The 14,494-nt window shown below is 63.8% G+C and carries 13 protein-coding genes; 11 read left to right on the top strand and 2 right to left on the bottom strand.

Going from position 1 to position 14,494, the window contains the following annotated elements:
* Positions 1-132: 132 nt before the first annotated feature.
* The 4 genes from AC1DVW_RS22775 (at position 133) to glcF (ending at position 4,858) form a co-directional block, all read left to right on the top strand.
* Positions 133-1,629: an FAD-linked oxidase C-terminal domain-containing protein gene (locus AC1DVW_RS22775; RefSeq protein ID WP_477326060.1), complete on the top strand. Its 1,497-nt coding sequence runs from the start codon at positions 133-135 to the stop codon at positions 1,627-1,629.
* 238 nt (positions 1,630-1,867) lie between these two features.
* Positions 1,868-3,124 (top strand): FAD-binding protein, encoded by a 1,257-nt coding sequence (locus tag AC1DVW_RS22770; protein WP_477326058.1) that lies wholly within the window; start codon positions 1,868-1,870, stop codon positions 3,122-3,124.
* The gene (locus AC1DVW_RS22765; protein ID WP_477326056.1) at positions 3,121-3,507 is read left to right on the top strand and encodes a DUF4870 family protein; all 387 of its coding nucleotides are present in this window, start codon (positions 3,121-3,123) and stop codon (positions 3,505-3,507) included. The genes AC1DVW_RS22770 and AC1DVW_RS22765 overlap by 4 nt, the downstream gene beginning before the upstream one ends.
* Before the next feature lie 25 nt (positions 3,508-3,532).
* The gene (glcF, locus tag AC1DVW_RS22760) at positions 3,533-4,858 is read left to right on the top strand and encodes a glycolate oxidase subunit GlcF (RefSeq protein WP_477326054.1); all 1,326 of its coding nucleotides are present in this window, start codon (positions 3,533-3,535) and stop codon (positions 4,856-4,858) included.
* 215 nt (positions 4,859-5,073) lie between these two features.
* On the opposite strand, the gene AC1DVW_RS22755 is transcribed toward glcF, so the two are convergent.
* On the bottom strand, positions 5,074-5,820 hold the full coding sequence (locus AC1DVW_RS22755) for a L,D-transpeptidase (protein WP_477326052.1): 747 nt from the start codon (positions 5,818-5,820) through the stop codon (positions 5,074-5,076).
* A 214-nt stretch (positions 5,821-6,034) separates the two neighbouring features.
* Between AC1DVW_RS22755 and AC1DVW_RS22750 the strand changes: the two genes are divergently transcribed.
* The gene (locus tag AC1DVW_RS22750; protein ID WP_477326050.1) at positions 6,035-6,673 is read left to right on the top strand and encodes a DNA-3-methyladenine glycosylase I; all 639 of its coding nucleotides are present in this window, start codon (positions 6,035-6,037) and stop codon (positions 6,671-6,673) included.
* On the opposite strand, the gene AC1DVW_RS22745 is transcribed toward AC1DVW_RS22750, so the two are convergent.
* Positions 6,674-6,928, bottom strand: coding sequence for a hypothetical protein (locus AC1DVW_RS22745; protein WP_477326048.1), 255 nt, complete (start codon positions 6,926-6,928; stop codon positions 6,674-6,676). It lies immediately after the preceding gene.
* Positions 6,929-7,142: 214 nt separating this feature from the next.
* Here AC1DVW_RS22745 and hisS point away from each other — a divergent pair, with 214 nt between their 5' ends.
* The 6 genes from hisS to AC1DVW_RS22715 all read left to right on the top strand — a co-directional run bounded on the left by hisS (position 7,143) and on the right by AC1DVW_RS22715 (position 14,489).
* The gene (gene hisS, locus AC1DVW_RS22740; RefSeq protein WP_477326046.1) at positions 7,143-8,645 is read left to right on the top strand and encodes a histidine--tRNA ligase; all 1,503 of its coding nucleotides are present in this window, start codon (positions 7,143-7,145) and stop codon (positions 8,643-8,645) included.
* A 243-nt stretch (positions 8,646-8,888) separates the two neighbouring features.
* Positions 8,889-10,010, top strand: coding sequence for an ATP phosphoribosyltransferase regulatory subunit (locus AC1DVW_RS22735; RefSeq protein ID WP_477326044.1), 1,122 nt, complete (start codon positions 8,889-8,891; stop codon positions 10,008-10,010).
* Positions 10,007-10,708 (top strand): ATP phosphoribosyltransferase, encoded by a 702-nt coding sequence (hisG, locus tag AC1DVW_RS22730; RefSeq protein ID WP_477274610.1) that lies wholly within the window; start codon positions 10,007-10,009, stop codon positions 10,706-10,708. The genes AC1DVW_RS22735 and hisG overlap by 4 nt, the downstream gene beginning before the upstream one ends.
* 214 nt (positions 10,709-10,922) lie before the next feature.
* Positions 10,923-12,695: an AMP-binding protein gene (locus AC1DVW_RS22725; protein ID WP_477326042.1), complete on the top strand. Its 1,773-nt coding sequence runs from the start codon at positions 10,923-10,925 to the stop codon at positions 12,693-12,695.
* Positions 12,696-12,738: 43 nt separating this feature from the next.
* Entirely contained in the window at positions 12,739-13,842 is a 1,104-nt protein-coding gene (locus AC1DVW_RS22720; RefSeq protein ID WP_477326040.1) for a calcium:cation antiporter, read from the top strand.
* 149 nt (positions 13,843-13,991) lie between these two features.
* The gene (locus AC1DVW_RS22715) at positions 13,992-14,489 is read left to right on the top strand and encodes a carboxymuconolactone decarboxylase family protein (RefSeq protein ID WP_477326038.1); all 498 of its coding nucleotides are present in this window, start codon (positions 13,992-13,994) and stop codon (positions 14,487-14,489) included.
* Positions 14,490-14,494: the final 5 nt, after the last annotated feature.

Raw genomic sequence — 14,494 nt, 5'->3', positions numbered from 1 at the left:
AACGCCAGCGGCAGATTGCCGCTGCGGAAGGGCGCCAGGGCGTCGGATCGCGATTTTCGCCCAAAGCAGGGTTTGCAACAGACGTCTCTCGCTGGTAAAAGATTTTTACCAGTCGAGCGAAGGAGGCTGTTGATGTCGGGCCTTGCCATGCCGAAGCCAGACGACGCCACGATGCGGCGGCGCGACGAGATCGCCGCCGATATGCGCATCATCGTGCCGGGCGAAGGCGTCGTCGACGCGACCAATGAAATGCGCGCCTTCGAGAGCGATGGCCTCACCGCCTACCGGCAATTGCCGCTGGTGGTGGTGCTGCCGCAAACCGTGGCGCAGGTCTCACGCATGCTGAAATACTGCAACGACCGCAACATCCGTGTCGTGCCGCGCGGCTCCGGTACCTCGCTCTCCGGCGGTGCACTGCCGCTCGAAGATGCGGTGCTGCTGGTCATGAGCCGCTTTAACCGCATCCTCGAAATAGACTTCCCTAACCGCATCGTTGTTGCCCAGCCGGGCGTCACCAATCTCGGCATCACCACCGCCGTCGAACAGGAGGGCTTCTACTACGCCCCCGATCCATCCTCCCAGATCGCCTGCTCGATCGGCGGCAACGTCGCGGAAAATTCCGGCGGCGTGCACTGCCTGAAATACGGCCTGACCGCCAACAATGTGCTCGGCATCGAAATGGTGCTGATGAATGGCGAGGTGATCCGCCTCGGCGGCAGTCATCTTGATACGGAAGGCTACGACCTGCTCGGCGTCATGACCGGCTCCGAAGGCCTGCTCGGCGTCGTCACCGAGGTCACCGTGCGCATTTTGAAGAAGCCGGAGACGGCCCGCGCACTGCTGATCGGCTTTCCGACCAGTGAGCAGGGCGGCCAATGCGTCGCCGACATCATCGGCGCCGGCATCATTCCCGGTGGCATGGAGATGATGGACCGGCCGGCGATCCACGCCGCCGAGGACTTTGTCCATGCCGGCTATCCCCTCGATGTCGAGGCGCTGCTGATCGTCGAGCTCGACGGGCCGGGCGTCGAGGTCGATCATTTGATCGGCCTTGTCGAGACCATCGCCTACAGGAACGGCTCGACCACTTGCCGCATTTCGCAATCGGAGCAGGAGCGGCTGAGTTTTTGGGCCGGCCGCAAGGCGGCCTTCCCGGCGGTCGGCCGCATCTCGCCCGACTACTACTGCATGGACGGCACCATCCCGCGCAAGGAATTGCCGCGCGTGCTCGCCGGCATGCGCGAACTCTCGGAAAAATACGGGCTCGGCGTTGCCAATGTTTTCCACGCCGGCGACGGCAATCTGCACCCGCTGATCCTCTACGATGCCAATGTGCCCGGCGAACTCGACAAGGCCGAGAGTTTCGGCGCCGACATTTTGCGGCTCTGCGTCAAGGTCGGCGGCGTGCTGACCGGCGAGCACGGGGTGGGCGTCGAGAAGCGCGACCTGATGCCGGAGATGTTCAACCAGATCGACCTCGACCAGCAGATGCGCGTCAAATGCGCTTTCGATCCCAACCATCTGCTCAACCCGGGCAAGGTCTTCCCACAGCTGCGCCGCTGCGCCGAGCTGGGGCGCATGCATGTGCACCAGGGGCAGGTGGCGTTTCCGGACATTCCGAGGTTTTGATGGGGTTTGAATTTCGGACGTCGGTGATCCTTCGCGCCCCCCTCTGTCCTGCCGGACATCTCCCCCACGAGGGGGGAGATCGGCTGTCATCGCGGCCTTCGCCAATTTCCGGCGTTGCAAGAGTGGGGCGGTTGCAGAAGCTGCCGATCTCCCCCCAAGTGGGGGAGATGTCCGGCAGGACAGAGGGGGGCACGAAGGATCACGACGTCTCCATGCTCGCACACGGCACACCCGCCCCATGACCACCTTCACCCCATCCACATCTGCCGAAACCCTCTCCACCGTCGGCTGGGCGGCGGCGGAGGAATCGCCGCTCGAAATCGTCGGCCACGGCTCCAAGCGCGGCATCGGCCGGCCGCAGCAGAGCGAACACACGCTCGACCTGTCGAAGCTGTCCGGCGTCACGCTCTATGAGCCGGCGGAACTGGTGCTGTCGGCCAAGGCCGGCACGCCGCTGGCCGAGATTGGAAGCCTGCTAGCCGAAAACGGCCAACAGCTCGCCTTCGAACCGATGGATTACGGTCCGCTGCTCGGCGGCGCGCCCGGTAAGGGCACGATCGGCGGGGTGCTGGCCACCAACCTGTCCGGTCCGCGCCGGCTGAAGGCGGGCGCGGCGCGTGACCATATCCTTGGCATCAATGCCGTCTCCGGTCGCGGCGAGGCCTTCAAGTCCGGCGGCCGCGTGGTCAAGAACGTCACCGGCTACGATTTGTCGAAGCTGATGGCCAACAGTTGGGGCACGCTGGCTGTGTTCACCGACGTCACCTTCAAGGTGCTGCCGGCGGCGGAAACCGAAATCACGCTGGCCATCCGTGGCCTGCTCGACGATGCTGCTGCCGCGGCCATGGCCTTGGCGCTCGGCTCCAGCGCCGAAGTGTCGAGCGCTGCCCATTTGCCCGAACGGGTCGCCGCGCGGGTCGCTGGCGGCAGCCTCGGCAGCGATGCCGCGACGTTGCTGCGCGTCGAGGGGTTTGGTCCGTCGGTCGCTTACCGTATCGCCGCGCTGAAAACCCTGCTGAAAAACGCCGGCCCGCTGCAAGAGATTTCGGGCGACGCTTCGCAGGCCGCCTGGCGCGACATACGCGATTGCGTGCCGTTCGCCGACGGCAGCGAAAAGCCGGTCTGGCGCGTCTCCATGGCGCCGTCCCAAGCTCATCAGATGGTGCTGACGCTGCGCATGCAGATTGGCGTCAGCGCCTTCTACGACTGGCAGGGTGGGCTGGTCTGGCTGCGCATGGAGGAAGGCGATCCCGAGGCGAGCTTGCTGCGCGGGCTGATCAGAAAGCATGGCGGCGGCCACGCAACGCTGGTGCGCGCCGCCCCTGCGCATCGCGCCGCCGTGCCGGTGTTCGAGCCGCAGGCGCCGCACCTTGCCGCATTGTCGGCGCGGCTCAAGGCCGAATTCGATCCCAAACACATCCTCAACCCCGGCCGCATGGCGTCGGGCTCAGGCTCTGCTACTCTCAGTCCATCAACGGAGGGAGCAGCATCGTGAGCGACATCAATCCAGGTCCGGACGCACCGCGCCAGACCGACCGCTGGCTGGAGCCCGGCTCGAACAACGCGCTGGTCATCTACATTCTCTACCTTGCCGGCCTCGTCATCGGCGTCACCGGCATCGTCGGTATCGTGCTGGCCTACATCAACCGTGGCAAGGCCGGTGGCTTCGTCGAGAGCCACTACACCTTCCTGATCCGCACCTTCTGGATCGGTCTGCTCTATGCGCTGATCTCGGTGGTGCTGATGTTCGTGATCATCGGCTTCCTGCTGATGTTCGCCGTCGCCGTCTGGTTCATCGCCCGCTGCATTCTCGGCCTGCAGGCACTGCAGCGCGGCGAGGCGGTCAAAAACCCCGAAAGCTGGTTCCTCGGATTGTAGCTAGCAGGCAGCAAGGAAGCTTTACGTGCAGACCAATTTCTCCCTTGCCCAGCTTGCCGATCCGCATGTCGCGGAATCGGAAAAGATCCTGCGCAAATGCGTGCATTGCGGTTTCTGCACCGCCACTTGCCCGACCTATGTGACGCTCGGCAATGAGCTGGATTCGCCACGCGGGCGCATCTATCTGATCAAGGACATGCTGGAGAACGGTCGCCCGGCCGACAAGGAGATCGTCACCCATATCGATCGCTGCCTGTCGTGCCTCGCCTGCATGACCACTTGCCCGTCGGGCGTCAACTACATGCATCTGGTCGACCACGCCCGCGCCCATATCGAGGAAACCTACAAGCGTCCGCTACTCGACCGGCTGACGCGGGCGATGCTGGCCCTCGTGCTGCCTCACCCCTCGCGCTTTCGCGCCGCGCTCAGGCTGGCGAAGCTGGGCAAGCCATTCGCCGGCCTGTTCGAAAAGCTGCCGGCACTGAAGCCGCTGGGCGCAATGCTCAAGCTCGCCCCGGCATCGATACCGGCGGCTTCGCCGATGGCATCTCCCGGCGTGCATGCCGGGCAGGGCACGAAAAACGGCCGCGTCGCCATCCTCACCGGCTGCGCGCAATCCGTGCTCGATCCCGCCATCAACGAGACGACAATTGCATTGCTGACCCGGCTTGGCGTCGAGGTCGTGGTGCCCCAGGGCGAAGGCTGCTGCGGCGCGCTGGTGCATCACATGGGGCGCGAGGAGGCAGCGCTTGCTTCGGCCAGACAGAATGTCGACGCCTGGACGCGCGCCATCGACCAGGGCGGGCTGGATGCAATCGTCATTACTGCGTCTGGCTGTGGCACCACCATCAAGGACTATGGCTTCATGCTGCGCCTCGATCCGGCCTATGCCGACAAGGCCGCGCGCGTCTCGGCGCTGGCCAAGGATATCACCGAATATCTGGCAACCCTCGACTTGCCGGAACCGGTGCGCAAGCCCGGCACCATCGTCGCCTATCACTCGGCCTGTTCGATGCAGCACGGCCAGAAAATCACCCGCCAGCCAAAGGAGCTTTTGCAGAAAGCCGGCTTCGTCGTGTGCGAGCCGCGCGAAGGGCATCTGTGCTGCGGCTCGGCCGGCACCTACAACATCCTGCAGTCCGAGATTTCGGCAAAACTGCGCGATCGCAAGGTGAAAAACATCGAGGCGACCGGCGCTGAGATCGTCGCCACCGGCAACATCGGCTGCATCACCCAGATAGCCTCGGCGGCGAAGCTGCCGGTGGTGCATACGGTCAAGCTGTTGGACTGGGCCTATGGCGGACCGAAGCCGGAAGGCGTTTCGGAAAAAGAGCTCGTCGCGGCGGAGTGATGCTTCGACGTTGCGGGGAACCTTCACCCGGAAACAGAAAGGGCAGCGCGGTTTCCCGTGCTGCCCTTTCGTGACTGGCCGCATCCCCACACGGCCCGTCCCCCGTAAACCCGTAGCCAGTTCTAAGCACGTCTCCCAAAAGCGCGCTATGACTTGAGTGCAACAGCACGCGCTAAAAACTACCCAGCGTTACCTAACCGGCTGATTCGCAGTAATTATATCACCACCACGGTGGTTCCGACATTGACTCTTTCGTAAAGGTCAACCACGTCCTCGTTGCGCATGCGGATGCAGCCTGAAGACACCGCGCCGCCGATCGTCCAGGGCTGGTTGGTACCATGGATGCGATACTCCGTCGTGCCGAGATAGAGCGCGCGCGCGCCGAGCGGGTTTTCTTCGCCGCCGGCGAGATAGGTCGGCAGATAGCGGCCCTTGGCCGCCTCGCGCTTGATCATCACTGCCGGCGGACGCCAGTCCGGCCAGACGCGCTTGTTGGTGATCTTGTGCGTGCCCGACCACTCGAAGCCCGGCTTGCCAGTGCCGACGCCATAGCGCCGTGCCTTGCCGTTCTTCTCGACCAGGTAGAGGAAATTCTGCGTCGTATCGATGACGATCGTGCCCGGCTTCTGCGTGCCGTCATAGGCGACTTCCTGCGGCAGGTAGATCGGGTTGATCTGCGGGCGCATGACCATGCGCTTGGCCGGCGCCTGAACGGCGGCCGTGCGCACCTGGTCGGTTCGCGCTGGTTGCGCATACCGCAGGCGCGGCTGCTGCTGCACCACTTGCCGGTTCTGCCGCACGATGCCCGGCGCGCGGCCGAGCTGCAGCACCCACGGCGCCGAAAGATCCGGGCTCACCATCACTGGCGGCCTCTCGGCATAGCGGTCGCCGGCACTGGAGGACGTGACGCCAGCGGTAAGCATGGCCGCGGCACCGAGCAGGGAAATCAGCACTGTCTTCATCGGAACGCACCTTGATCGTCGAACATTTCGGGGCGCAAAGCCTTCCCCGGTTCGCCGAACATTGGCGGCAAGCAGCAACCGAAACATGAATCGGAATGCGTAAAATGCCGTTCTGTCAGTAAACCTTTTGGTGTGGTTACCGGCGGGTTCAGGAATCTGGTAAAGCCGGAGTAAACCTATGCAAAAAGCCAATTAACGAATGGAATTCCTGGCGATGGAAAATGAAAAACCCGGCCTGATCGTTGGCGCCGATGGTGTCGCGCGCTGCTTCTGGCACGGCAATCTGCCGGACTATCTGCACTACCACGATCATGAATGGGGCCGGCCGGTCGCCGATGATCGCCGGCTGTTCGAAAAGATCTGCCTCGAGGGCTTTCAGTCCGGCCTGTCGTGGCTCACCATCTTGCGCAAGCGCGAGAACTTTCGCGAGGCCTTCGCGAATTTCGAGTTCGACAAGGTTGCCGCCTTCACCGACGAGGATGTCGAGCGCCTGCTTGGCAATGCCGGCATCATCCGTCACCGCGGCAAGATCGTCTCGACCATCAACAACGCCAGACGTGCGCGCGAAATGGTCGATGAGTTCGGCTCGCTGGCCGCCTGGTTCTGGAAGTTCGAACCCGGCCCAGGCGAACGGCCGGAGATCGTCGATCTCGCCCATCTGCGCGCCAACCCGACGACGGCGGTCTCGGTCAGGATTTCGAAGGAGTTGAAAAAGCGCGGCTGGAGCTTTGTCGGCCCAACCACCGTCTACGCCTTCATGCAGGCCATGGGGCTGGTCAACGACCATCTCGAAGGCTGCGTCTGTCGCGACAGGGTGGAGAAGGAACGCAAGGCGTTCAAGCGGCCGAAGTAGCTAGGTGCCGCTGGCGCCGGTGAGGAAAAGCCCGGCGACGATGGCCGCCAGTGCGGCGAAGGCTGGATAGATCACCAGCAGGCCGGTCATCAGCGCATCGCGCATCGTCGAGCTTGCGCGCTCCTCCGCGGCAATCTCGAACGGACCCGCAATCTGGCTTGCGGTCCTTGGTGCATGGTTATCGGCCGGCCGCAGCCGAACGGACAGCTCGCGGGCGCCGCTGTCGATGCTCTCTGTATATCTCGCCGTGGCCATGGCCCCGAACCCCTTGTTTGCGCGCGCTTTATCGGCTCCGATTGTGTCGGCACAATGCCGCGCCGATGGCGGAATTGTTTCCTTTTCGGCATGGTTTGTTTCATGGGAGGCGCTAACCCTTGCCGCTCTCGGCTGCATCGGTTAGGACACGCGCGCCGCGGAAATCGGTAATTTTGCCGATCCAAGACGCCACGAAACACCGAGTACCCATCCCATGGCCGACAAATCGGAAAAGACGAAAGCGCGGCTGCCGCGCGGGTTTGCCGACCGCAGCGCCGAAGACATCCGCGCTGTCGAGAAGATGATGGCGACGATCCGCTCGGTCTATGAGCTCTATGGTTTCGAACCGGCCGACCAGCCGCTGATCGAATACACCGACGCGCTGGGCAAGTTCCTGCCTGACCAGGACCGGCCGAACGAAGGCGTGTTCTCCTTCCAGGACGATGACGAGCAGTGGCTGTCGCTGCGCTATGATCTGACCGCGCCGACGGCGCGTTTCGTCGCCGAGAACTATGAGCGGCTGCCAAAGCCCTATCGCAGCTACCGCTCCGGCTGGGTGTTCCGCAACGAAAAGCCCGGCCCCGGCCGCTTCCGCCAGTTCATGCAGTTCGACGCCGACACGATCGGCACGCCGGGCGTCGCGGCCGACGCCGAAATGGCGATGATGATGGCCGACGTGATGGAAGCGCTCGGCATCAAGCGCGGCGACTACGTCATCCGCGTCAACAACCGCAAGGTGCTCGACGGCGTGCTGGAAGCAATCGGCCTGGGCGGTGATGATAATGGAGGGCGCCGGCTGACCGTGCTGCGCGCCATCGACAAGCTGGACAAGCTGGGGCCGGAAGGCGTGCGGCTTCTGCTTGGACCGGGGCGCTGGGATGGCGGCAAGGAAGGCGAAGGCGACTTCGCCAAGGGCGCCGGGCTGAATGATGGCCAAGCCGAGGCAGTCCTTCTCGCGACCGCGAAGAATGCACAAGCTAGCCAGGATTCCGGCGTCAGCGCGAACGCAACCTACCAGGAAGGCGTCAGCGAGCTCTCGACGATCGAAGCCTTGGTCAGGGCAGCGGGATACGCCGAAGACCGTATTGCAATGGACCGCTCCGTCGTCCGCGGCCTCGAATACTATACCGGCCCCGTCTTCGAGGCCGAGCTGCTGGCCGAAATCCCCAATGACGACGGCCAGATCGTGCGCTTCGGCTCGGTCGGTGGCGGCGGGCGCTACGATGGTCTCGTCTCGCGCTTCCGCGGCGAGCCGGTGCCGGCGACCGGCTTTTCCATCGGCGTCTCCAGGCTGATGACGGCGCTGAAGAACCTCGGGAAGCTCGATACGTCCGATGTGATCGCGCCGGTCGTCGTGCTGGTGATGGACAAGGACACCGAAAGCCTCGGCCGTTATCAAAAGATGGTCTCCGAGCTGCGCGCCGCCGGCATCCGCTCCGAAATGTATCTCGGCGGCGCCGGCATGAAGGCGCAGCTGAAATATGCCGACCGTCGCGGCAGCCCGGTTGCCATCATCCAGGGCGGCGACGAGCGCGCCAAGGGCGAACTGCAGATCAAGGATTTGATCGAAGGCGCCCGCATGTCGGCCGAGATTGTGGACAACGCCGAATGGCGCGCGGCGCGGCCGGCACAGGTCACGGTGGCGGAGAGTGAGGTGGTCGCCGAGGTGAAGAAGATACTCGCGGCGCAGGCTGAGGAACGGGCACGTGGCAAGTAGAGGTCGCGTTCCTTCGCGCCCCCCTCTGTCCTGCCGGACATCTCCCCCACGAGGGGGGAGATCGGCCGTCATCCTTGCTTTCGCCAATCGCCAGACTTTGAGAAGAAGCGCCGTCGGCGCAACTGCCAATCTCCCCCCTCGTGGGGGAGATGTCCGGCAGGACAGAGGGGGGCGCCGTAGAACGCCATCCTTCGGTCGACCCCCTGATCCCAAATCAGCGGGTCATGCGATGGAGTGGGCAAATTGACCTCCCGCTACCCCGCAATATCAACCGAAATCACCACCCTCTTCGCCACCCGCAACACCCATGCGGTCGAGGTCGCCGTGCTGCAGCCGGCCGATCCGTTCCTCGACATGGCGGGCGAGGATCTGCGCCGCCGTATCTTTCTCACCGAAAGCGAGACCGGGCAAACGCTGTGCCTGCGGCCGGAATTCACCATTCCCGTATGCCTCGATCACATCAGCTCGCAGGCCGGGACGCCACGCCGCTATTCCTATCTCGGCGAGGTGTTTCGCCAGCGTCGCGAGGGCGGCAATGAGTTCTTCCAGGCCGGCATCGAGGATCTCGGCGACCGCGACACCGCGCAGGCCGACGCCCGTTCGCTGGCCGACGCGCATGCGCTGCTGTCGCTGGTGCTGCCGGATCAGCCGCTGAAAATCACACTCGGCGACCAGACCATTTTCGAGGCGGTGCTGGCAGCCCTGGGCCTGCCGCGCGGGTGGCGCATGCGACTTGCGCGTGCCTTCGGCTCGGCGCCGATGCTGGAGGCAGCGCTTGCCGATCTCGCCAACCCGCCGCGCAACGGCCAGCTCTCCGGCCCTATCGCAGCCCTTGTGCTCGATGGCGATCTGGATGGCCTTTCGACACACATCGCCGGCGGCATGGAAGAGGCGGGGCTGTCGGCCTCAGCAGGGCGCTCGCCATCCGACATTGCGCGGCGGCTGATCGAAAAGGCCGAACTGCGCAGCGTACGGCTGTCGAACGAGGCGTTTTCGGCGCTGAAGAATTTTCTCGCAATCGACGTTCCGCTCGATAGCGCGGCACAGGCGCTTGAAAGGTTCGCGGCTGGTGCCGGTCTTTCGCTGGGTGTTGCGCTCGAGAATTTCGCCGCCCGCGCCAAAGCCATCGAAGCTCTGGGCCTGCCGATCAAGACAATCCGCTATGACGCCGCCTTCGGCCGTCCGCTCGATTACTACACCGGCATCGTCTTCGAGATCGCGGCAGAGAACGGCGAGCGGCCGCTGGCCGGCGGTGGCCGCTATGACCGGCTGCTGACACTGCTCGGCGCCAAAACTCCGATCCCCGGCGTCGGCTTTTCCGTCTGGCTCGACCGCATCGAAGCGCTGCGGGAGAAGACGGCATGATCACGCTGGCGATCCCATCGAAAGGCCGGCTGAAGGAGCAGGCGCTCGAGGTGCTGGCCAGGGCCGGACTGGCCGTCAGCCTGCCCGGCGACGAGCGCAAATATCGCGCCCGCATCGAAGGCGCTGAAAGCATCGAGGTGGCGTTCCTGTCGGCGTCCGAAATCGCCGGTGAGATCGGCCAGGGGACGGTCGATCTCGGCATCACCGGTGAAGACCTGCTGCGCGAAAACCTCGCCGACTGGGAGACGCGCGCCGAAATCGTCGCGCGCCTCGGTTTCGGCCATGCCGACGTCGTGGTCGCGGTGCCCGACATCTGGCTCGATGTCGACACGATGGCCGATCTCGACGATGTCGCCGCCGATTTCCGCCAGCGCCACGGCAGGCGGCTGCGCATCGCCACCAAATACTGGCGGCTGACCCAGCAATTCTTTTCGCTGAAGCACGGCATCCAGGTCTATCGCATCGTCGAAAGCCTGGGCGCCACCGAAGGCGCGCCGGCGGCAGGCCTCGCCGATGTCATCGTCGACATCACCACGTCAGGCTCGACGCTGCGCGCCAATCATCTGAAGGTGCTGGCCGACGGCGTTGTCTTGCGGTCGCAGGCTTGCCTCGTGGCGTCGAGGAAGCCGCGTGCAGCCACAGATGAGGCGCTGTTACGTGACATCGCCGCCAAGATGAGCGCCCTCCCTCCCCCTTGAGGGGAGGGTGGACAGCCGCCGTAGGCGGATGGACGGGTGGGGTCCGCGGTGACGCGCTCCATCTTTTCAGTCAGAGCCAGAGGTCGCGGCGGTTGAGACGATCCCACCCGCCTCGCTTCGCGAGGCACCCTCCCCTCAAGGGGGAGGGGAGCCACTCTACTTTCCACCGCCCCGGCAGGCTGATAGGCTCGGCTCGTCTGCGGAGGAGACGGCGATGGCGATTCATCTCGACGAGTTGAAAAATGCCACCAATCTGCGCGGTCGCGGCCTGCGCAACGGCAGCACCTTCGTCGCACCGCTCGACGGCAGGGCGCATGTCTCGGGTGAGCGCACTGTGCCGTTGCTGCACCAGACCATCCCTGCACTGTTTTCCGACACCGTCAGCAAATACGCCACGCAAGATGCGGCCGTCTTCGTCGATCAGGACAAGCGCTTCACCTGGAGCGAACTGTCGGACACGGTCGACACGCTGGCCGCCGGCTTCCTGGCGCTCGGCCTCGAAAAGGGCGAGCGCGTCGGCATCTGGTCGCCCAACCGCTGGGAATGGCTGGTGACGCAGTTCGCCACCGCCCGCATCGGCCTGATCCTGGTCAACATCAACCCGGCCTACCGGCTGACCGAGCTGGAATATGCGCTGAACAAGGTCGGCTGCAAGGCGCTGGTCACCGCCGCCAAATTCAAGACCTCCGACTATCTCGGCATGATCGAAACGCTGGCGCCGGAGATCGCCAAGGCCGCCCCCGGCAAGCTCAAGGCGCAGAAACTACCGGCACTCAAGATCGTCATCCGCATGGGCGACGAGAACTCGCCCGGTATGTTCAATTTCGCCGATGTGCTGTCGATGGCCGGGCGCGACGAGCATGACAGCCTCGATCGCATCTCCGAGGGATTGAAACCCGGCGACGCCATCAACATCCAGTTCACGTCAGGCACCACCGGCGCGCCCAAGGGCGCGACGCTGACCCACAACAACATCGTCAACAACGGCAATTTCGTCACCTCGGCAATCAAGCTCACCGTCGACGACCGGCTGTGCATCCCGGTGCCGCTCTATCACTGCTTCGGCATGTCGATGGGCACGATGGGCTGCGTCACCAAGGGCGCGACCATGGTTTTCCCGGGCGAGGGCTTCGACGCCGGCGCCACGCTGAAGGCGGTGGCGCAGGAACGCTGCACCGCTCTCTACGGCGTGCCGACCATGTTCGTCGCCTTGCTCGATCATGCGGATTTCCAATCCTTCGATCTCTCCAGCCTGCGCACCGGCATCATGGCGGGATCGCCATGCCCGATCGAGGTGATGAAGAAGGTGGTGTCGCTGATGCACATGGCCGAGGTGACCATTGCCTACGGCATGACCGAGACCAGCCCGGTGTCGTTCCAGAGCAGCGTCGACGACCCGCTCGAAAAGCGCGTCTCGACTGTCGGGCGCATCCACCCTTACGTCGAGGTCAAAGCCATCGATGCCGATGGCGCCACCGTCGCGGTTGGTGCGCCGGGCGAGCTCTGCACGCGCGGCTATTCGGTGATGAAGGGCTATTGGGACGACGAGGAAAAGACTCGCGAGGCCATCGACTCGGACGGCTGGATGCACACTGGCGACCTCGCCACCATCGACGCAGAGGGCTATTGCAACATCGTCGGCCGGGTCAAGGACATGGTCATCCGCGGCGGCGAGAACGTCTATCCAAGAGAGGTCGAGGAGTTCCTCTATCGCCACCCGAAGATCAAGGAAGTGCAGGTGTTCGGCATTCCCGACGCCAAATATGGCGAGGAGCTTTGCGCCTGGATCGTGCTGAGGCCCGGCCAGATCGCCACCGAGCAGGAGATCAAGAACTTCTGCGCCGGCCAGATCGCCCACTACAAAATCCCGCGCTACATCCGCTTCCGCACGGAATTGCCGATGACGGTGACCGGCAAGCCGCAGAAGTTCCTGATGCGCGAGGCGATGGTCGAGGAGCTTGGGTTGGTGACGCAGAAGACGGCGTGAGCATAGCCTTTCCCTAGGGCTCGCTGCAACGCACAGGGCTTGAATGAGCGGTTTCGCACGATCGGCGACGTCTTATGCGATGCCCCTGGCCGCGCTGGCGATGGCCGTTGCGGTCAGAGCCAGCGGGCTGTCGGTAGACGTAGGTTCGCCGAGCGTCAGGATCCTTGTCGGAGCGCTTTCGAGCGCGATCATGTTCATCACCATTTTCGTCGTGCTCGACCACGCCGAAGCGGTGGCCCACCGTGTCGGGGAGCCCTACGGCACGTTGGTGCTGACTTTTGCCGTGACGGCAATCGAAGTGTCGATCATCGTTTCCATGATGCTGCATGGAGAAAACAATCCGACCCTTGCGCGTGAGTCTGTCTTCTCGACGGTGATGATTACGTCCACCGGCGTTGTCGGCCTGTGTCTCACGCTTGGCGGTTGGCGTCATCGCAAGCAGGTGATTGTCCGGCAAGGGACCAGCGCCTATCTGGCGGTCCTGGTCGCGCTGACCGTGATGACGCTCATCCTGCCGACCTACACGCGAACGACGGATCCCGGCACCTTTTCGGCGGCTCAACTCGGATTTGTGAGCGTGCTCTCCGTGCTACTTTATGCAGCTTTTGTGTTCGCGCAGACTGTCCGGCACCGGGACGACTTCGTTGAAGGACAGGCACGTGACGTCTCGATCCGAACCGCCCCCCACGAAAGCATTGCTGCCAGCGTTCTGCTTCTGTTGATCGGGCTGATCGGAATTGTCATGCTCGCCGAGCAGGTAGCAGCAAGTGTCGAAGATACGCTCGTTACGTATCAGGTGACCCAGGCTGACGCTATTGTGGGGGCAATGATCGCGGGGTTGGTGTTGATGCCGGAGGCCATTTCGGCGGTGCGTGCTTCTCTCAACAATGAGCTGCAGCGTGGCTTGAACGTTGCGATGGGTTCGGCTTGCGCCACCATTGGTTTGACAATACCGGCAGTCGCAGCCGCCAGCCTGCTGACGGGAAGAGGGCTGACCCTGGGGCTCCCAGAAACTGACACAGTGCTTTTGATCTTGGCGCTGTTCATATGCAACGTAAGCTTCAGCACGGAACGAACGACATTCCTGACCGGCATGGTCCATCTTGTCGTGTTTTTTACTTATGTGTTTCTGATATTTGTGCCGTGAAGGTTGCGGAAGCGGCGCCGCAGCGAGACTGGCGCCGACGCAGTGGGGCCTCTCAGGATCGGCGGCACCCATAGAATTTTTTGGCACCCATGTCACACTGGCAGCTCCTGGCTCGTCATGGTCTCGCAACCATCAGAAGGAAGCCAATCATGACTGTCAGACTTGAACCCTTTGCCGCCGCCCCCTCGCTGATGAAGGAGTGGCAGCGCACATCAATCGCCATCGCCGCCACCCTCGACCCGGGCCTTGCGGAGCTGGTGGAGATCCGTGCCTCCCAGATCAATGGCTGCGCCAACTGCATCAACATGCACTCGACCTATGCCCGCGAGAGGGGAGAAACCGAGCAGCGCATCTATTTGCTGCCGGCCTGGCGCGAAGCGCCTTGCTACACCGATCGCGAACGGGCAGCCTTGGGCTGGACCGAAGCGCTGACGCGGATCTGCGAAGGCCACACCCATGTCGCCGCCTACGAGGCGCTGAAAGCCCAGTTCACGGGGGAAGAGCAGGTGCAACTCACCTTGATGATCAACATCATCAATGGCTGGAACCGCATTGCGATCGGCTTCGGCGGCTTCGCCGATCCGGCAGCGGTGAAGGCCGCTTCCAGGGCGCTCACCGCCCACGCTGGCAAGGCGGTCGCCGCTTGACGGCG

The sequence above is a fragment of the Mesorhizobium sp. P3_B5 genome, from assembly GCF_056402815.1.
The sequence above is the reverse complement of the archived record's forward strand: the minus strand, read 5'-3'. Positions and strand labels throughout refer to the sequence as shown.